20 protein-coding genes are annotated in these 17,200 nt (G+C 45.2%); 3 read left to right on the forward strand and 17 right to left on the reverse strand.

The genetic code is table 11. From position 1 onward, the window contains the following. Positions 1 to 16: 16 nt before the first annotated feature. The 4 genes from ACZ07B_RS15465 to spoIIR all read right to left on the reverse strand — a co-directional run bounded on the left by ACZ07B_RS15465 (position 17) and on the right by spoIIR (position 3,034). Positions 17 to 574 (reverse strand): manganese efflux pump MntP, encoded by a 558-nt coding sequence (locus ACZ07B_RS15465; RefSeq protein WP_003227661.1) that lies wholly within the window; start codon positions 572 to 574, stop codon positions 17 to 19. Between the two features lie 78 nt (positions 575 to 652). Continuing rightward, a complete protein-coding gene (locus tag ACZ07B_RS15470; protein ID WP_124059341.1) occupies positions 653 to 1,693 on the reverse strand; it encodes an L-threonylcarbamoyladenylate synthase in 1,041 nt (346 codons plus the stop codon). Positions 1,694 to 1,849: 156 nt separating this feature from the next. Then, a complete protein-coding gene (locus ACZ07B_RS15475) occupies positions 1,850 to 2,293 on the reverse strand; it encodes a GNAT family N-acetyltransferase (RefSeq protein ID WP_015714871.1) in 444 nt (147 codons plus the stop codon). Between the two features lie 66 nt (positions 2,294 to 2,359). Continuing rightward, on the reverse strand, positions 2,360 to 3,034 hold the full coding sequence (gene spoIIR / locus ACZ07B_RS15480; RefSeq protein ID WP_003227654.1) for a stage II sporulation protein R: 675 nt from the start codon (positions 3,032 to 3,034) through the stop codon (positions 2,360 to 2,362). Between the two features lie 140 nt (positions 3,035 to 3,174). Here spoIIR and ACZ07B_RS15485 point away from each other — a divergent pair, with 140 nt between their 5' ends. Then, entirely contained in the window at positions 3,175 to 3,537 is a 363-nt protein-coding gene (locus tag ACZ07B_RS15485) for a UPF0715 family protein (RefSeq protein ID WP_014478265.1), read from the forward strand. Between the two features lie 16 nt (positions 3,538 to 3,553). On the opposite strand, the gene ACZ07B_RS15490 is transcribed toward ACZ07B_RS15485, so the two are convergent. Genes ACZ07B_RS15490 through prfA form a run of 3 tightly spaced genes read right to left on the reverse strand, consistent with a single transcriptional unit; the run spans position 3,554 to position 5,839 of the window. Next, on the reverse strand, positions 3,554 to 3,841 hold the full coding sequence (locus ACZ07B_RS15490; RefSeq protein WP_003244050.1) for a DUF5316 family protein: 288 nt from the start codon (positions 3,839 to 3,841) through the stop codon (positions 3,554 to 3,556). 59 nt (positions 3,842 to 3,900) lie between these two features. Next, positions 3,901 to 4,767: a peptide chain release factor N(5)-glutamine methyltransferase gene (gene prmC / locus ACZ07B_RS15495; protein ID WP_153255443.1), complete on the reverse strand. Its 867-nt coding sequence runs from the start codon at positions 4,765 to 4,767 to the stop codon at positions 3,901 to 3,903. Position 4,768: 1 nt separating this feature from the next. After that, positions 4,769 to 5,839: a peptide chain release factor 1 gene (prfA, locus tag ACZ07B_RS15500; protein ID WP_003227645.1), complete on the reverse strand. Its 1,071-nt coding sequence runs from the start codon at positions 5,837 to 5,839 to the stop codon at positions 4,769 to 4,771. 125 nt (positions 5,840 to 5,964) lie between these two features. On the opposite strand from prfA, the gene gloA2 reads away from it, so the two are divergent. Next, on the forward strand, positions 5,965 to 6,351 hold the full coding sequence (gene gloA2 / locus ACZ07B_RS15505; protein ID WP_003227644.1) for an SMU1112c/YaeR family gloxylase I-like metalloprotein: 387 nt from the start codon (positions 5,965 to 5,967) through the stop codon (positions 6,349 to 6,351). Between the two features lie 121 nt (positions 6,352 to 6,472). After that, entirely contained in the window at positions 6,473 to 7,027 is a 555-nt protein-coding gene (gene racA / locus ACZ07B_RS15510) for a chromosome-anchoring protein RacA (protein ID WP_015251007.1), read from the forward strand. 32 nt (positions 7,028 to 7,059) lie between these two features. Here racA and ACZ07B_RS15515 read toward each other — a convergent pair whose 3' ends face one another. From ACZ07B_RS15515 to ACZ07B_RS15560, 10 genes are all read right to left on the reverse strand, one after another. Beyond that, positions 7,060 to 8,019, reverse strand: a complete 960-nt coding sequence (locus ACZ07B_RS15515; RefSeq protein WP_003242497.1) for an AEC family transporter — start codon at positions 8,017 to 8,019, stop codon at positions 7,060 to 7,062. A gap of 81 nt (positions 8,020 to 8,100) precedes the next feature. Then, positions 8,101 to 9,798 (reverse strand): oxaloacetate-decarboxylating malate dehydrogenase, encoded by a 1,698-nt coding sequence (malS, locus tag ACZ07B_RS15520; protein WP_003244309.1) that lies wholly within the window; start codon positions 9,796 to 9,798, stop codon positions 8,101 to 8,103. A 289-nt stretch (positions 9,799 to 10,087) separates the two neighbouring features. Beyond that, positions 10,088 to 10,675: a thymidine kinase gene (locus ACZ07B_RS15525; RefSeq protein WP_024572668.1), complete on the reverse strand. Its 588-nt coding sequence runs from the start codon at positions 10,673 to 10,675 to the stop codon at positions 10,088 to 10,090. 88 nt (positions 10,676 to 10,763) lie between these two features. Then, positions 10,764 to 10,964, reverse strand: a complete 201-nt coding sequence (rpmE, locus tag ACZ07B_RS15530) for a 50S ribosomal protein L31 (RefSeq protein WP_003151132.1) — start codon at positions 10,962 to 10,964, stop codon at positions 10,764 to 10,766. 118 nt (positions 10,965 to 11,082) lie between these two features. After that, positions 11,083 to 12,366 carry a transcription termination factor Rho gene (gene rho / locus ACZ07B_RS15535; protein WP_003221939.1) on the reverse strand — a complete coding sequence of 428 codons (1,284 nt, stop codon included), beginning with the start codon at positions 12,364 to 12,366 and terminating at the stop codon, positions 11,083 to 11,085. 30 nt (positions 12,367 to 12,396) lie between these two features. After that, positions 12,397 to 12,558, reverse strand: a complete 162-nt coding sequence (locus ACZ07B_RS15540) for a hypothetical protein (RefSeq protein ID WP_003227632.1) — start codon at positions 12,556 to 12,558, stop codon at positions 12,397 to 12,399. Positions 12,559 to 12,772: 214 nt separating this feature from the next. Further along, positions 12,773 to 13,738: a class II fructose-bisphosphatase gene (gene glpX / locus ACZ07B_RS15545; RefSeq protein ID WP_003242962.1), complete on the reverse strand. Its 966-nt coding sequence runs from the start codon at positions 13,736 to 13,738 to the stop codon at positions 12,773 to 12,775. A gap of 30 nt (positions 13,739 to 13,768) precedes the next feature. After that, positions 13,769 to 15,058, reverse strand: a complete 1,290-nt coding sequence (locus tag ACZ07B_RS15550) for a UDP-N-acetylglucosamine 1-carboxyvinyltransferase (RefSeq protein ID WP_003227628.1) — start codon at positions 15,056 to 15,058, stop codon at positions 13,769 to 13,771. 378 nt (positions 15,059 to 15,436) lie between these two features. Continuing rightward, positions 15,437 to 16,075 carry a fructose-6-phosphate aldolase gene (gene fsa / locus ACZ07B_RS15555; RefSeq protein WP_003227626.1) on the reverse strand — a complete coding sequence of 213 codons (639 nt, stop codon included), beginning with the start codon at positions 16,073 to 16,075 and terminating at the stop codon, positions 15,437 to 15,439. Positions 16,076 to 16,194: 119 nt separating this feature from the next. Next, positions 16,195 to 17,052, reverse strand: a complete 858-nt coding sequence (locus ACZ07B_RS15560) for a class II fructose-bisphosphate aldolase (protein ID WP_003243339.1) — start codon at positions 17,050 to 17,052, stop codon at positions 16,195 to 16,197. Positions 17,053 to 17,200: the final 148 nt, after the last annotated feature.

The following is a 17,200-nucleotide window of genomic DNA, read 5'->3' on the forward strand; positions in this document are numbered from 1 at the left end:
TTCTTTTATTGGTATATTAAATTGGCAAAAGCAGCTTTAGTCCAAACACGATTAATATGATGCCCCCGAGCGCTTCGCTGTATGTGCCAAGCCATGACTGCACTTGTTTTCCGACTAGCAGGCCCAGCCATGTCAACATCATGCTGAACAGCCCGAACAGGGTAATTGTGAGGAGCGGATGCGAGCCGTATATCCCCAAGCTCAAGCCGACGGAAAAGCTGTCAAGGCTGACGCCGATGGCAAACAGCAATAAGCCCGGCCCTGCCGGTGACATGAATCGTTCTTCTGACTGTTTAAAAGAGGCCATAAGCATTTGAACCCCAAGAACAAAAAGCAGCGCCCCACCGATATAAACCGCTAACACGCCGAGGAGCCCTGACAGCATGTTACCGGCCGCCATCCCTGCGAGAGGCATGATGACGTGAAAGAGGCCGATGATGAAACCAATATAGAATATCTGCTTCTTTCTAAGTTTGACCATGCCCATTCCAAGGCCGACAGAAAAAGCATCCATCCCTAAAGCAAACGCCATGATGCTTAATGTAATCAGTTCGCCTATAAACAAATCCGACATACATAAATAACCCCCTTGGACACGCCCCGCTTTTTTAGCCTATGCGTGTCCAAAAAGGGTTAGAACATCTGACTGCTTTCAGCGAATCACTCTTCCTCCGGCGGCTTTCATCAGCCTGTTCATAATAGCGAGACCGACACCTGTGTCCGGAAAGGATTCCGCAATAATAAAGTCCACCTTATTCTCATCAAAGCTGCGCAAAGCATCATACAGCCCTGCCGCAACAGTCTCAAGCTGAGCCCGTCTTCCGCAGCTCTTCACATAATCAGCGGAATAAACGCCCGCGTTTTCTTCTGTCGTCAGGACACCGACCCGTCTTCCGCCCTGTTGATATTCTTGAATGAGGTGCTGAATGCGCTCTGGGCTGCCTTCGCAAATGGCAAGAGGCGCTGTCGGCGCATAATGTGTATATTTCATCCCTGGAGAAATCGGCTTCTCGTTTTGATCGCTGAGCCCTTTATCCACATGAATCGGCCCGATCACCGCTTCAATTTGTTCCTTCGTAATGCCGCCAGGACGCAGGAGAACAGGGATGTCGTCCGCACATGAAAGCACGGTTGATTCGACCCCGATTCCGGTAGGGCCTCCATCCATAATACCGGCTATGCGGCCATCCAAGTCGTGTGCCACATGCTCCGCTTTTGTGGGACTTGGCTTGCCTGATAGATTGGCGCTCGGTGCTGCAATCGGCAGTCCCGATTCGCGAATCAATGCAAGAGCAAGCGGATGATCCGGCATTCTAATGGCAACCGTTTCAAGACCTGCCGTTACACGAGGTGAAAGCGCACCAGGTTTGCAAGGCAGAATGAGCGTAAGTGCTCCCGGCCAAAACCGTTTCATCAATGTTTTCGCCCTTTCCGGCGCTGGGCCCGTTAAATCCTCAAGCTGGCTGATATCCGCAATGTGGACAATCAGGGGATTATCGCTCGGCCGCCCTTTCGCCTCATATATTTTTTTGACGGCATCCGTATTTTTTGCGTTTGCGCCTAGGCCATATACTGTTTCTGTCGGAAAGGCAACGACCTCATTTTCTCGGAGCAAAGCGGCTGCTTGTGTAATTTGTGGATCATTTGTGGATAACTCGTCAGTTACATCCACAAACCATCTTTTCGTTTTCATTTCTGACCAAACTCCTTATTCACAACAATAAAACGATTGTTTTACGCGTGTAATCCTTTTGAAAGTATAAAAGATGTCCTGTAATAAAACAAGCGTTATCCACAAATTGTGGACAACGCTAATAAAGAAGTGGATAAGTATGTGTATAAACTGCACTTATCCAGACGCTTTTTTCATCAAAACGGCTCCTTCTGTTTGCCGCGATTCACAGAAGTGATCAGAAGAAAACAGCTCCTCCGGTACACTATCAGCTCTTTCAAAACCCATGGCCGTCAGAAAATCCGCAGAGGAATGCTGATTTGCTACTAGGTACACGGTTTTGATCTGATGCTTTTCGCACAGCACCTCCATGCTTTGAAAAAGCGTGACGATATGGCCTTGGTGAAGCTTGTCCGATATGACAAGTGATCGCAGCAGCCCCTGGTCACAGCTTATTTTTTCAATACCGAGGCATCCGGCAATGTTTTTCTCACTGTCCTCCAGCATAAGAAATTGAGTGAAGCCTTCTTTCACACCTTCATAGCTGGTTTTCGCCTGTTTTAAAAATGCCTCGAGCACATCTCCGTCTTTTTCCCTTGCCACCCGCAGTTGATAAAACATCCGTTCACCCCGTTTTTGCGTTCTTTCTTCCAATCTATGAGGCAAATCTATTTTTAGACCAGATGATTAGGAAAAAAGGTCGGAAATCCATTCGACTAAAAAGAATTTCACTTCTGTGCCGTCTTCTTTCTCTTCGTTCTCTTCTTTTTTGGCTTTTTCCGCTTTAGCGGTTACGTCCTCAAGCACTTTTTCAGTCTGCTTTTTTGAGGCTTCTTTATCTTCTTGTTCTTTGACGGCTTCCCCGTTAGAAAAATCGAGAAAGCAGAGGGGCGGGAACAGCACACACCACCAGTTGGCGCCGTCTCCGTTTCCAAGCGTAATCAAAATCGCTTCATACTCACCGGCAGGATATACCATGTTGCCGTAAAGCTTTGTCGGAAACGAGATTTTGTCAAAATCAACGGATATCGACTGATTCGCTCCTTCTTTCTCCATTGTTTCCTTTGCAATTGCTTTGATTTCAGGCAGCTTTGAACGAATCACGCGACGCGCTTCTTCAATAGAAGTAATATCCTTTACCCAAGTTGTGATTTCTTTATTCACCGCGTCTCTTATATGACGTTTTAATTGCTGGTCTTGGTCACTATCGCTGTTTGCCAATATTCTCAGACGAATCGCCTGATCCGGTATGACCACCGGCTGATTTTCCGATTTCTGTGCCGTCTCTTCTTTTGCCAGCCCTACGAGCGCTCCAGATAGTAAAAGAAAGATATATATACAAATGATTACTGTTTTTTTCATCGGTCCCCACCGTTCCTCTCCGTGCTTTGTTTCTAGCCCTATTATGGACAAGGAGAGCCGGGGGTAAACGTGCAGGGTGAAAAAAATCTAGCAAGCTGTTAATCTTATTTATGGTACGATAGTGTTTTAGGAGGTTTAAGATGAAATACAATTATACAGTGCTGTTATCAGCATTCACGATGTCCGTTCTTTATTCAGTAATTTATATTCATTCATTTATCATTGCCGCTCTCATCACAATGGCATTTTATTTTCTGTTTCCTTATTTGATCTTCGCACTGCCGCTTCAAATCATGATGAATAAAAAGCCGAAACGGTTCAGCCCTTTGTATCTGCTGTATTACCTTGCCGCTGCTTTTATTGCCAACGCGATCATTTTCGGCGTGCTTCAGCCTTCGGGACAATCTCTGTTTCAAAATACAGCCTTTTATCTTTTCGCTGTATTAACAGCTCTTATCTATTGGATATGGGATTCTGTTTTACTGCAAAAAAAGGAAGCCTAAGAGGCTTCCTTTTTTATTAAAACAATATCGTCAGCAAATAACATAGAATGGAAGGTATCGCCGCAACAAAGAAAGCGGCCGCCATTTTCATGCGAGATGTACGGCCTTCTTTGGTTTCTGAATGGTAGTTTGCCCGCTGATCGCTTCCGCTTACAGCCAAACCCGATGTAATGATCGCGAGCCCCACTAAAACGAGAGACGCAACGCCAAAAATCGCTTCATATGAAAGAGCCTGCGGAAAAATGGTGCCAATCATGCTCTCAATCGCAATGAGCAGGATTCCTGCTGTCAGGGCCTTTTTCATGTTTACATCCCCTTTGCTGGTGTTAAACAGCTTGATCCATTCACTCGCCAGCAAGCTGCTTATTTATTTTTATGAATCAGAGCGCATATGGTTCTGTCTTTTCCATTAATATCTTTCAGCACTTCCACTTCCGCTCCCTTAAACGCCTTGAGGATCAGGTCTTTGACCGCCGCTCCCTGGTTCCATCCGATTTCAAAAACGACAAATACTTTATCCTTCATGACAAGCGGAATGTCTTCCATAAACCGCTTATAAAATTTCAGCCCGTCTCCACCATCGGTGAGAGCGTGCAGCGGCTCATGAAAACGGACAATTTCCGATAGATCAGCCATTTCTTTCTCTGAAATATATGGCGGGTTTGAGACAATGATATCCGCTTTTTTTCCCGCCTTAATAAAAGGCTCAAGCAGATCGCCCTGATAAAAGCGCACATTCGCTCCGAGTTTTTCTGCATTGGCAGAGGCGACTTGCAGCGCCTCTTTCGAAATATCGACCGCCGACACAGAAAAACTTTGGTTTTCAAGCGCAAGCGTGACGGCTATTGCGCCGCTCCCTGTACCAACGTCAACAACTTCGAGCTTGCCGTCTTCAGAAAAGACACTCCGATATTTTTCAAGCAAATGAAAGACAACTTCTTCAGTTTCCGGCCGCGGGATCAGCACATCATCATTCACCATAAATTCCCGTCCATAAAAAAACTCTTTTCCTATAATGTATTGAACCGGCACTCCCTCTTTATGCATCTCAACGTGACGCTTAAAGCGATACAGTTCGTCTTCACCAATCGGTTCCTGTAAGCTTGCGAGCAGTTTGCTTCTCTCCATTCCGGTATCATAAAGCAATAGGAGCTCGGCAGCATTTTCTTCTCTTCCCGCTTCGGTTAAATAAGAAGAAGCCCATTTCAGGGCTTCGAATATCGTCTTCATCTTAACCTTCCGACTGCTGAAGCTTGCTTGCCTGATCTTCAACAATCAGCGCTTCAACCACTTCGTCAAGTTTTCCTTCAAGAATCTGATCAAGCTTTTGAATCGTCAAACCGATTCTGTGATCCGTCACACGGTTTTGCGGGAAGTTGTATGTGCGGATACGTTCAGAGCGGTCACCAGATCCGACTGCTGATTTCCGTGTTTGATCATATTCAGCCTGGGCTTCCTGCTGAAATTTATCATAGATTCTGGCACGGAGAACCTTCATTGCTTTTTCTTTGTTCTTAATTTGAGATTTTTCGTCTTGGCATGATACAACAACACCTGTCGGCAAGTGAGTCAGACGAACCGCAGACATTGTTGTGTTAACGCTTTGTCCGCCCGGTCCGCTTGAAGCAAACGTATCGACACGGATATCCTTCTCATGGATGTCAACCTCTACCTCTTCTGCCTCAGGAAGACATGCCACTGTTGCAGTGGATGTATGGATACGGCCGCCGGATTCCGTTTCCGGAACACGCTGCACGCGGTGGGCGCCGTTTTCATATTTGAGTTTAGAATACGCGCCGCTTCCTGTAATCATAAAGATGATCTCTTTGTAGCCGCCCGTTCCGGTTACATTCGCTTCCATGACCTCTGTTTTCCAGCCTTGAAGCTCAGCATAACGGGAATACATTCTGTACAGGTTGCCCGCGAATAAAGCGGCTTCCTCGCCTCCCGCAGCCCCGCGGATCTCCATGATAACGTTTTTGTCGTCATTAGGATCTTTCGGGATCAGGAGCACCTTCAGGCGTTCGGACAGTGTTTCCGTTTCCTTCTGAAGTTCAGAAATCTCTTCCTTCACCATGTCGCGCATCTCAGCATCCAGCTTCTCTTCAAGCATCGCTTTTGCATCAGCCAGCTGTTCTGACGCATCTCTGTATTGTCTATATACGTCAACTGTTTCTTGTATATCAGATTGCTCTTTTGAATATTCTCTTAGCTTTTTCGGATCGTTGACTACTTCTGGATCGCTCAAAAGCTCATTTAATTTCTCGTATCGTTCTTCAATTGATTTTAAACGGTCTAACACGGTCTTCACCTCTGTTTTCCTGTGCGTAACATTCTCATTATAGTATAGTGATTAACCCCAGTCAAAAGCATTTCAATCCCAGCTGGAAAAGCTCCCTCTGCTATACTGGAATTCGAGGAGGGATGATGTTGCTGAAATCCATACATCATATTGCAATCATATGTTCAGATTACGAAAAGTCGAAAGCTTTCTACGTACATAAGCTTGGTTTTCAGGTGATTCAAGAAACGTACCGCGAAGAGCGTGGCTCCTATAAGCTTGATTTGTCGCTTAACGGCTCGTATGTCATTGAGCTGTTCTCGTTTCCCGATCCGCCCGAACGACAAACCCGGCCTGAAGCCGCAGGCCTGCGCCACCTCGCCTTTACAGTCGGCAGCTTGGATAAGGCGGTTCAGGAGCTTCATGAAAAAGGAATCGAAACAGAGCCAATCAGAACAGATCCGCTGACCGGCAAGCGTTTCACCTTCTTTTTTGATCCTGACCAGCTTCCATTAGAACTGTATGAACAATAACAGTTTTTGAAGAAAAAAAGGAGATACCCACTTTCTTTGCCGAATCTTTTCTTGTTTTGTCTAACGGGAAGGGAACCGCATTCTATGGTCGAATACCTAGCTTAAAAGGAGGTATGGGATCATGAATACAAATATGGTAGCAAGTGAACTCGGCGTCTCCGCAAAAACGGTGCAGCGGTGGGTGAAGCAGCTGAATCTTCCGGCCGAACGCAATGAGCTCGGACACTATTCGTTCACGGCAGAAGACGTGAAGGTTCTAAAATCCGTTCAAAAACAAATCTCTGAAGGCACGGCGATTCAGGATATTCATCTGCCGAAAAGCGCTAAAAAGCGCACAGGCTTCCTTGTCCAAAAAACAAGTAGCGACACAGAACGAAGAATCGAGCAGCTTGAACAAAAGCTGGACACCCTTTTACAGCAAAGGCAGGACGAAAGCGAATTGATGGCAAGGATGTCGGAACTGGAACGCCAGCTGAAACAAAAAGCCGATGAAGGTGTATCTTACCAGCTGCTTCAGCACCGCAGAGAAATCGATGATATTCTTGCAGATCTGCAATCACTGACCTCACAAATGAAAGAATTCACCGCTCAGCCGATCCCCGAGACTGCTGCTGCTTCTGAAAAAACCAAAACAAGAAAAAAACCGCTGCTGTCACTGTTCAAATTTCAAACCTAAAGCAAAAAGCTCCCGTAAAGGGAGCTTTTTTGTTACGCAGTAAGCGCGATAATGATTGGAAGTGAAATCAATGACAGAATCGCACTGACCACAAACGCAGTTGCAGTTTCTTCTTCTTGTTTCTCGAAACGAGTCGCAATCATGGCTGCAACGGCAGAACCAGGGAATGCAACAAGAAGAATTGCTTTTGTTGTTTGGTCAGCCGGAAGTCCGATAGCAAGAGCAATCAAGAACATTAACGCAGGCTGAACCGCAACTTTTAGTAACGCAATACCGATAGCCGGCATACTGAGTTTAATTTTACGAATACCAACGGTAACACCAACAGCGAAGAGAGCAACACCAGATGTTGTACTTCCAAGCTGATCAAGCATTTTAACACCCAGCTCAGGAAGAGTGAAATTGAAAACCAGCACTAAGATCATACTGATTAACGGAGCAGCTGCAAGCGGCTCACAAAGACCATGCAGGATTGATTTTCCTGTCATCTTCCAGAAGCTGTCGCCACTCTCTTCGTTTTTCTTAGAAGACTCACCAACAGTAGCGATAATGATCGCGAGCGGATCAAGAATCGCGTTAACCACGATACCTGTGACCGCGATCGGAATCGCAACTTCATTCGCTCCGAATAAGCTTCCCAATACCGGGATACCCATAAATGCGAATGTCGGCTGTGCAGAGTTCAAAGAAAATACAGATGAGTTCGTTAAATCATACTTGAAAATAAATCTGCAAACCAAAAGAATGATGATATAGAAACCAACAATCCCAATAATTAAAGAAATCATTAAAGGTACTTGTGATAAAAATTCACTTCTGGAAGTTGTCAAAATACCAGCGATAAAGTGAGCTGGAAGTGCGTATTTCGTTACTAACGTACTTACCCCTTTTGCCGACTTGGCATCATAACTTCCAAAATGTCCTGCAAACCAACCCAGCACGATAACAAAGAAGATCGGCGCCAGGAGGATTAAGATATCTAAGATGCTCAAAATATTCTCCTCCAAATCCTATGTCCGTATACTTTAGCTTTACAAAAAGCTTTCCCTCGGACAGAAAAATTTACTCGCTAATTATTTCGCGATGACTTTTTTGTATTCAGGTGTCCACATTGCATCAAGTACCGCTTGTTTCACATCTTCAGGCTGACGATTTGCCACGCCATCTTTAATTGCTGCTTCAGCAACGGCAATCGCAACTTGGATAGAAACCTCTTGAAGCTTATCAATGCTTGGAAGCAATCCTGCTCCAGGTGTTTCAAGATCAACCATTTCAGCAATCGCATCAGCAGTTGCTGCAAACATAGCAGGTGTAATGATACGCGCTTCAGCTACAATTGAACCAAGTCCAAGACCAGGGAACGCGAATGCGTTGTTAGATTGTCCGATTTCATAAGAAACACCGTTGTATTCTACATTGTCAAATGGGCTTCCTGTTGCAATAAGCACTTTTCCGTCAGTCCATTTGAACAGATCTTCAGGAACAGCTTCAGCAAGGTGAGTCGGGTTAGACATCGGCATGATAACCGGACGGTCTACGTGAGATGCCATTTCTTTTACAATTTCCTCTGTGAATGCACCTGAAACCCCTGAAGTACCAATCAAGATCGTTGGCTTCGCTTGACGAACCACTTCATCGAATGGAATTTGACCTTTTTCATCGCGCTTCCAGTCTTTCACTTCATCCGCATTGCGAAGGTAAGGTTTTTGGAAATCAAGGATGCCTTCGATGTCTTCAGTCAGCAAGCCTCTGTAATCAAGTGTGTAGAAACGTTTGTTAGCTTCTTCTTCAGATAATCCGGCTAGCACCATTGTGTCACGGATTTGATCAGCAATACCGATACCAGCAGAACCAGCACCGAAGATAACAACACGCTGATCTTTAATAGAAGCGCCGGTTTTCTTCATAGCGGCAAGCACACCTGCAAGTGTAATCGCGCCAGTACCTTGAATATCATCATTAAATGTCAGGATTTCATGATTGTATTTTTTCATGATGTTGCGTGCATTTTTGTTGCCAAGGTCTTCCCAGTGAAGAAGCGCTTTAGGGAAGAATTTCAATGCAGCTTTTACATAAGCGTCAATGAAAGCTTCGTAGCGTTCACCTTGAACACGTTCATGCTTGTTACCAATATATAAAGGATCGTTTAGAAGTTTTTCGTTGTTCGTACCGACATCAAGCACAACCGGGATAACACGGCTAGGGTCAATACCGGCTGCAGCAGTGTAAACAGCCAATTTACCGATTGCGATATTAATACCGCCTACACCCCAGTCACCGATACCGAGAATGCTTTCGGAGTCAGTAGCAACGATAAGATCAATATCGCCTGCTGTCGCATGAAGGTTTTCAAACGCTTTTTCAATACCGTCAATATTATCGATTGACAAGTAGATTCCTTGAGGTCTTCTATATTCATGGCTGTATTCCTGAATCGCTTCACCAACTGTTGGCGTGTACACAACAGGAAGCATTTCGCGAAGATGGTTTTTCAGCAATTTATAGAAAAGAACTTCGTTACGGTTTGCAAGATCACTTAAGTAAACATTTTGACGAAGGCGGTCAGGCTGCGCTTGGAATTGCTCGTACGCGCGTTGTGCTTGTTGATCAAGAGAAAGTACAGTTGGCGGCAGAAGCCCTTCTAAGCCGAGTTCTTGTCTTTCTTCTAGTGAAAAAGCAACGCCTTTATTTAAAGTAGGAATAGATAAAACTTCTTTTCCTCTAAGAGTTGTTTCTAAGTGGCCTTCTTTCGTTTTTTTTATGTTATTCAAGCAAATCTCCTTCTTTCTTGAAATAGTTAACCAAGTTAAGTAATAACCCATCTAAAATATGACCGATCATGATCTTTATGCGACTTTGTGACAATTATTCGAACAATGTCTCAAAACTATTTACATTACGTAAGCTATTGTATGCCTGTCAAAATCAAAATTCAAGGGAAGAAAATTACTTAATTTTTTAATATACTTATTTAAATTTTTTAATTGAATATTATCAGAATATAAAAAAAACACCGGTGTTTTTAGCCGGTGCATTCTATCTTTATACCCATGTTTTGGACTATTTTTTAGATTTTCCTGGGACTTCGTGATGATGTCTGCATCTTGCTTCATATGATTCAGATGCACCAACCAAAATGACCGGATCATCGTAAGAAGCAGGTTTGCCGTCAATGAGGCGCTGTGTTCTGCTCGCCGGTGATCCGCAAACAGAACAGACGGCTTGCAGCTTTGTCACACTTTCCGCAATCGCCATGATATTCGGGACGACACCGAACGGCTCTCCCCTAAAATCCATATCAAGGCCTGCTGCTATCACACGGTAGCCTTTATCGGCAAGAGATGATAAAACCTCAACAATTTCCTGATCAAAAAACTGCACTTCATCAACCGCAACCACATCTGTACTTTCACTGATGTGATCCCAAATGTCCGCAGCAGACGAAATGGCATAGCTCGTCATCGATGTTCCATTATGGGAGACAACAGCAGCTTCGCTGTATCGGTTATCAATTACAGGCTTAAATACCCTGACTTCCTGCTTGGCATAAGTTGCTCTCTTCACTCTTCTGATCAGCTCTTCAGATTTCCCTGAGAACATGCTGCCGCAAATCAGCTCAAGCCACCCGCTTTGTTTCATTATGTACATAGGCTTCGCTCCCCTCTCTCTGCCAGCTGTGTTTTAGACAATATAAAAAACAGGCAAGACTGCTGCTTGCCTGTTGAGAAATCTATTATTACTTAAGACCGTATTTTTTGTTAAAGCGATCAACACGACCATCAGCAGAAGCGAATTTTTGACGGCCAGTGTAGAATGGGTGGCATTCAGAGCAAATCTCAACGCGTACCTCTTCTTTTACTGAGCCTGTTTCAAATTCATTTCCGCAAGCGCATTTAACTGTTGCTTTTTTGAAATTAGGATGAATTCCTGCTTTCATTGTATCCATCTCCTTCCGCCCTGAATCCCGTGTGGAAACAGAGTTATTATTTCGGAGCATTGTCCGAAACGCATATGAGAAAATTATATCAGTGATTTACTTCTTTTGCAAATACAATTTACCTTCTTGCAGATGATAGATTTGCCTGTTTCCATTCTTGATTGAGAATATCGAAAAATTCCTGGTTTGTTTTGGTTTTTTTCATTTTTCTCATGAACTTTTCTGCGAAATCAGGTGAATCAGACATCGTTTTGCGGATAGACCATAAACGATCAAGATGCTCTTTAGGCACAAGCAGCTCTTCTTTGCGCGTTCCTGAACGGCGGATATCGATGGCAGGGAAGATGCGGCGCTCGGCAAGAGAGCGGTCAAGATGGAGTTCCATGTTGCCTGTTCCCTTGAATTCTTCATAAATGACATCATCCATACGTGAACCTGTATCGACCAGAGCCGTAGCAAGGATGGTTAAGCTGCCGCCCTCTTCGATATTTCTCGCAGCCCCGAAGAAGCGTTTCGGACGGTGGAACGCCGCTGGGTCAATCCCCCCGGAAAGAGTTCTTCCGCTTGGCGGAATCACTAAGTTGTAGGCGCGGGCAAGCCGTGTGATGCTGTCCATCAGGATAATGACGTCTTTTTTGTGTTCCACGAGACGCATCGCACGTTCAAGCACAAGTTCGGCCACTTTGATATGGTTTTCCGGCACTTCATCAAACGTTGAGCTGACGACATCCCCAGCTACAGAGCGCTCGATATCGGTTACTTCCTCAGGTCTTTCGTCAATTAAAAGCACGATCAGCTCTGCTTCAGGCTGGTTCGCTGTAATGCTGTTGGCAATTTCCTTCAGCAGCATCGTTTTTCCGGCTTTCGGCGGCGCAACAATCAATCCGCGCTGTCCAAATCCAACCGGCGCCATCATGTCCATAATTCTTGTAGACAAGAAGTTCGGCTTTGTTTCAAGCACCATTTGACGATCCGGATAAAGTGGCGTAAGAGCCGGGAAATGCACACGCTCTTTTGCAGATTCGGGATCATCCCCATTTACTGCTTCAACGTGCAAAAGTCCATAGTAACGCTCATTTTCTTTTGGCGGGCGAACCTTGCCTGATACTTTGTCTCCGTTCCGCAAATCGAAACGGCGGATTTGTGAAGCTGAGATGTAAATGTCTTCTGAGCTTGGAGAGTAGTTGATCGGTCTCAGGAAGCCGAAACCTTCAGACTGGATGATCTCAAGAACGCCTTCCATAAACAGCAGATCTTCCTGTTCTGCATTCGCTTTCAGAATGGCGAAAATGAGTTCTTTTTTTGTCAGTTTGCTGTAATAGGAGATTTTATAATGTCTTGCAAGTTCATAAAGCTCTTTCAATTTCATATTTTCCAAAGAGGAAATAGATACGTCTTTCATAAAAACACCACGCTTTTCATAGTCAATATCTTACTCTGAACATGTCATCTGCTGCTTTTGCACAACATCCGCCAAAGCACATTCTTTTTTTAACATAAAGGAACTTCTATCGGTAACACTTCCACCCATGATCGGCGCTTTTGTTAAAAGGATTGTCTTAATGAGTTTTGAAGGAAGCGAGGACAAAAACATGAGAAGATCAATACTTATATCGTCTGTATGCGGTAGAAATTGAAACTTTCCTAGTGCTTAAAAGAAGGTATTACGCAGTAAAATTCGCAGCACTCTTTATTTTTACCTTATTTCAAAAAATTATTCAACTGAAATAAGGTTTTGACACGGAATTGATAGAGTTGACGCTTTTCTGCAAAAGTTAAAGCGGGCTCACACCCGCTTTTTCTGTTTGTTATGGACGGATTACAAGATTTGGTTTCTTTTTCAAGCTGTGTCTGCCGTCAACGAAACGAACAGTGCCCGATTTTGCACGGATAACTAAGCTTTCAGTTGTACCGACAGAGCCTTTGAATTGAACTCCTTTTAACAGCTCGCCGTCAGTAACCCCTGTAGCTGCAAAAATCGCGTCATCACCCTTCACAAGGTCTTCCATGCGAAGGACTTTGCTTAAATCAAGGCCCATTTTGTGACAGCGAGTGATTTCTTCTTCGCTTTGCGGAAGAAGTTTACCAATGATTTCTCCGCCGAGTGCTTTTAGCGCAACAGCGGAAAGCACACCCTCAGGAGCGCCGCCTGATCCGAACAGGATATCAACGCCCGTGTGGTCGAAAGCCGTGTTGATGGCGCCTGCGACATCGCCGTCATTGATCAATTTGATTCTGGCGCCGGCCTCACGAAGCTCGGAAATGATTTTTGCGTGTCTTTCACGGTTTAAAATTGTGGCAACGACGTCCTCAACGTCCTTGTTTTTCGCTTTTGCCACCGCTTTAAGATTGTCAATGACAGGTGCTTCGATGTCAATGCAGCCCACCGCTTCCGGACCGACTGCGATTTTTTGCATATACATGTCAGGAGCATTCAGAAGCGTGCCATGGTCTGCGACCGCGATAACCGTCAGCGCATTCCAGCCGCCGCTTGCTAAGATGTTTGTGCCTTCAAGAGGGTCAACTGCGACATCCACGCGCGGGCCGTACCCGTTTCCGAGTTTTTCCCCGATATACAGCATTGGCGCTTCGTCCATTTCCCCTTCACCGATTACAACAGTCCCTTTCATCGGCACTGTATCAAAAACGTCTCTCATTGCACTTGTTGCCGCTTCATCAGCCTCATCTTTTTTTCCCCGGCCCATCCATCTTGCTGATGCCAATGCCGCAGCTTCGGTCACACGTACCAATTCCATTGATAAACTTCTTTCCATTTCAACACGATCTCCTCTCACAAGAAACCATTATGAATTTTGAAGCTGTTCTATTTCTTCGTCAGTCATTCTTTCACGCCAAATTGTCGCTCCAAGCCCCTCAAGCTTCTTCTCAAGGCTGCTGTATCCGCGGTCAATATGCTCCAGTCCCGTAATTTCCGTGACGCCATCAGCCATCAGTCCGGCTACCACCAAGCAGGCTCCGGCACGCAGATCACTCGCCTTCACTTTTGCGCCTTGAAGCTCGACAGGACCTGTGATGATGGCAGATCTGCCTTCTACTTTCATATTGGCACCCATTCGTCTCAGCTCATCAATGTGCTTGAATCTTGCCGAGTAGATGGTGTCTGTGACGACACTCGTCCCTTTCGCCCTTGTCAGTAGCGCCGTCATCGGCTGCTGTAAATCAGTCGGAAACCCCGGGTATACGAGGGTTTTAACGTCAACCGGCTTTAAGTTCTTCTGCCCGCCGACAATGAGGAGCTGGTCGTCGCTTGTTTCGATATGATAGCCCATTTCTCTCAACTTTGCCGTTAACGACTCTAGATGAGTGGGAATGACGTTATCGATAATGACTTCCTTGCCCATTGCAGCCCCTGCAATCATAAATGTCCCGGCCTCAATTCTGTCCGGAATGATCGTATGCTTGCAGCCGTGCAGTTCCTTCACGCCGTCGATTCGAATCACATTGGTGCCCGCACCTTTGATTTTGGCGCCCATGCTGGTAAGCAATGTCGCGACGTCAATAATCTCAGGCTCCTTGGCAGCGTTTTCGATGATCGTTTTCCCTTCTGCCAAAACAGCGGCGAGCATAATGTTAATCGTTGCCCCAACGCTTACGACATCTAAATAAATCCGTGCGCCTCTCAGCCTTTCAGCTCGCAAATAAATGGCGCCTTGTTCATTGGTTACTTCAGCTCCGAGTGCTTCAAAGCCTTTGATATGCTGATCAATCGGACGGGGCCCTAAGTGACAGCCGCCAGGCAATCCAATGACCGCCTGCTTGAAGCGGCCGAGCATCGCCCCCATTAAATAATATGACGCGCGAAGCTTTTTTACTTTCCCGTTAGGAAGCGGCATGCTGATCATCGACGTAGGGTCAACAACCATTTCCCCATTCTCAAAATGCACGTTGCCGCCGATTTCCTTTAACAGGTCACGCAGCGTTTCAATATCTGAAATCTCTGGAAGCCCTTCAATTGTCACCTCGGAATTTGCCAAAATGGTTGCAGGTATTAACGCAACAGCGCTGTTTTTAGCGCCGCTGATATGTACTGTACCGTTTAACGAGTCACCGCCGGCAATATTCAACTTTTCCATGATAGTCTCCTTCCATAAGAAGATAGCTGCGGAGCTAAATAAAATGTCATTTTATTCTGTCTCTGCAAATAAAGCTCATGTCCAAAATCTAGCCAATTCGAAGAGAAAGAATACAACACATTGTAAAATATCAGGAAGAAAATAGCGAAGCTTTGGGGGGTACAGGTTTCAAAAGATGCACAGAGACCCGCCGGCTCGAGAGACATCGTCGTCATCCGGCAAAAGCAGTACGCATACCCTTCATTCCGATATCAGCTTCTGCAGCCCAATGATTCCTTCTCTGTAAAGCGGCGTCAGCATCTGAAGATCCGCTGTATCAGGTCGGTGAAATACAAAGGCCGCGGCAAACAGGCATAAAGCTGTTTGCCGCCCCTTTCATTATTTGTTCCAGTCTGCCAGGAATTGTTCGATTCCTTTGTCTGTTAACGGGTGTTTAGTGAGAGCATGAATGACTTTCAGCGGCATTGTGCCGATATGAGCCCCTCTAAGAGCAGCTTCTGTCACGTGCTGCGGGTGGCGGATTGACGCTGCAATGATTTGCGTGTCAAGGCCGTGAATGTCAAAAATCTGTTTAACTTCTGAAATCAGGTCAAGCCCGTTGTGGCCGATGTCATCTAAACGTCCCAGGAATGGAGATACATATGTTGCCCCCGCTCTGGCAGCAAGAAGCGCCTGGTTTGCATTGAAGATCAATGTGACGTTTGTTTTGATGCCTAAGTCAGTAAGTGCTCTTACCGCTTTTAAACCGTCAGACGTCATCGGGATTTTCACCGTAATGTTCGGTGCGATTTTCGCCAGTTCTTTTCCTTCCTCGATCATTTCCTCAGCTTTCAAAGAAATAACCTCTGCGCTTACAGACCCTTTCACGACGTCTGTGATCTCGCGAAGACGGTCGTGGAATGATACGTTAGCTTCCTTTGCTACTAAACTAGGATTCGTCGTTACACCGGCGAGAATTCCTAATTCATTCGCTTCTCTAATTTCATCGATATTGGCTGTATCAACAAAGAATAACATTTTCAAAAAGCCTCCCTGATTAAGAAATTTTCTGAACTGCGAATATGATTGCGCTTTCTAAAGATAGACGGAAAACCGCCTGTCAAGCTGTCAGGCGGCTATAAAAAGTTCCAATTGAATTAAGCTTGGTTTGAAGAACCAAATTCACGCATTTTACCGATAACTGTTTCTTTGATCGCTTCACGAGCTGGTCCAAGGTATTTACGTGGATCGTACTCGTCAGGCTTAGCTGCCAATGTTTCGCGAACAGCTTTTGCAGAAGAAATTTGGTTTTCAGTATTCACGTTGATTTTAGCTGTACCAAGTGAAATTGATTTTTTGATGTCAGCAGTCGGAATTCCAGTACCGCCGTGAAGAACTAATGGAAGACCAGTTGATTTTCCGATCTCTTCCATTTCTTTGAAGCCAAGGTTTGGTTCGCCTTTGTAAGGGCCGTGAACAGAACCTAATGCAGGTGCAAGGCAGTCGATGCCAGTGCGCTCAACAAGCTCTTGGCACTCTTTAGGATCAGCGTAGATTACGCCTTCAGCGATAACGTCATCTTCTTGTCCGCCTACTGTTCCAAGCTCAGCTTCTACAGATACTCCGTGGAAATGAGCAAGCTCAACAACTTTAGCAGTTGTTGCTACGTTTTCTTCAAATGGATGGTGAGAAGCGTCGATCATTACAGATGTGAAACCTGCATGAATCGCTTTCGCACAAGATTCAAAGCTTGAACCGTGGTCTAAGTGAATCGCAACAGGAACTGTCACTTTGTACTCTTCCATAAGTGCTTTTACCATAGCAACGACTGTTTTGAAGCCGCCCATGTAGCGTCCCGCACCTTCGGAAACACCAAGGATCACTGGAGATTTTTCTTCTTCAGCTGCTTGTAAAATCGCTTGAGTAAACTCAAGGTTGTTTAAGTTAAATTGTCCTACAGCGTACCCTTTTTCTTTAGCTGTATTCAACATTTCCGTCATAGAAACTAAAGGCATGTCGAATGTCCTCCTTATGTAGCCTGATTGTCTTCTAGCGAAAAAAGCTTTCCACCCTAGCATGACCCATATATTGCTGTCATATGTAAATACTCAGATCGCTTTTTCTCCATAACTAGGATACCAACTTTTCGACAAATCGGCAACA

The sequence above is a fragment of the Bacillus sp. 9.4 genome (assembly GCF_055486415.1).

Coding starts and splice junctions, on each gene's coding strand:
- ACZ07B_RS15465 (WP_003227661.1), bottom strand. CDS start 574: ATGTCGGATTTGTTTATAGGCGAACTGATTACATTAAGCATCATGGCG.
- ACZ07B_RS15470 (WP_124059341.1), bottom strand. CDS start 1,693: ATGAAAACGAAAAGATGGTTTGTGGATGTAACTGACGAGTTATCCACA.
- ACZ07B_RS15475 (WP_015714871.1), bottom strand. CDS start 2,293: ATGTTTTATCAACTGCGGGTGGCAAGGGAAAAAGACGGAGATGTGCTC.
- spoIIR (WP_003227654.1), bottom strand. CDS start 3,034: ATGAAAAAAACAGTAATCATTTGTATATATATCTTTCTTTTACTATCT.
- ACZ07B_RS15485 (WP_014478265.1), top strand. CDS start 3,175: ATGAAATACAATTATACAGTGCTGTTATCAGCATTCACGATGTCCGTT.
- ACZ07B_RS15490 (WP_003244050.1), bottom strand. CDS start 3,841: ATGAAAAAGGCCCTGACAGCAGGAATCCTGCTCATTGCGATTGAGAGC.
- prmC (WP_153255443.1), bottom strand. CDS start 4,767: ATGAAGACGATATTCGAAGCCCTGAAATGGGCTTCTTCTTATTTAACC.
- gloA2 (WP_003227644.1), top strand. CDS start 5,965: ATGTTGCTGAAATCCATACATCATATTGCAATCATATGTTCAGATTAC.
- racA (WP_015251007.1), top strand. CDS start 6,473: ATGAATACAAATATGGTAGCAAGTGAACTCGGCGTCTCCGCAAAAACG.
- ACZ07B_RS15525 (WP_024572668.1), bottom strand. CDS start 10,675: ATGTACATAATGAAACAAAGCGGGTGGCTTGAGCTGATTTGCGGCAGC.
- rpmE (WP_003151132.1), bottom strand. CDS start 10,964: ATGAAAGCAGGAATTCATCCTAATTTCAAAAAAGCAACAGTTAAATGC.
- rho (WP_003221939.1), bottom strand. CDS start 12,366: ATGAAAGACGTATCTATTTCCTCTTTGGAAAATATGAAATTGAAAGAG.
- ACZ07B_RS15540 (WP_003227632.1), bottom strand. CDS start 12,558: ATGTTTTTGTCCTCGCTTCCTTCAAAACTCATTAAGACAATCCTTTTA.
- glpX (WP_003242962.1), bottom strand. CDS start 13,738: ATGGAAAGAAGTTTATCAATGGAATTGGTACGTGTGACCGAAGCTGCG.
- ACZ07B_RS15550 (WP_003227628.1), bottom strand. CDS start 15,058: ATGGAAAAGTTGAATATTGCCGGCGGTGACTCGTTAAACGGTACAGTA.
- fsa (WP_003227626.1), bottom strand. CDS start 16,075: ATGTTATTCTTTGTTGATACAGCCAATATCGATGAAATTAGAGAAGCG.
- ACZ07B_RS15560 (WP_003243339.1), bottom strand. CDS start 17,052: ATGCCTTTAGTTTCTATGACGGAAATGTTGAATACAGCTAAAGAAAAA.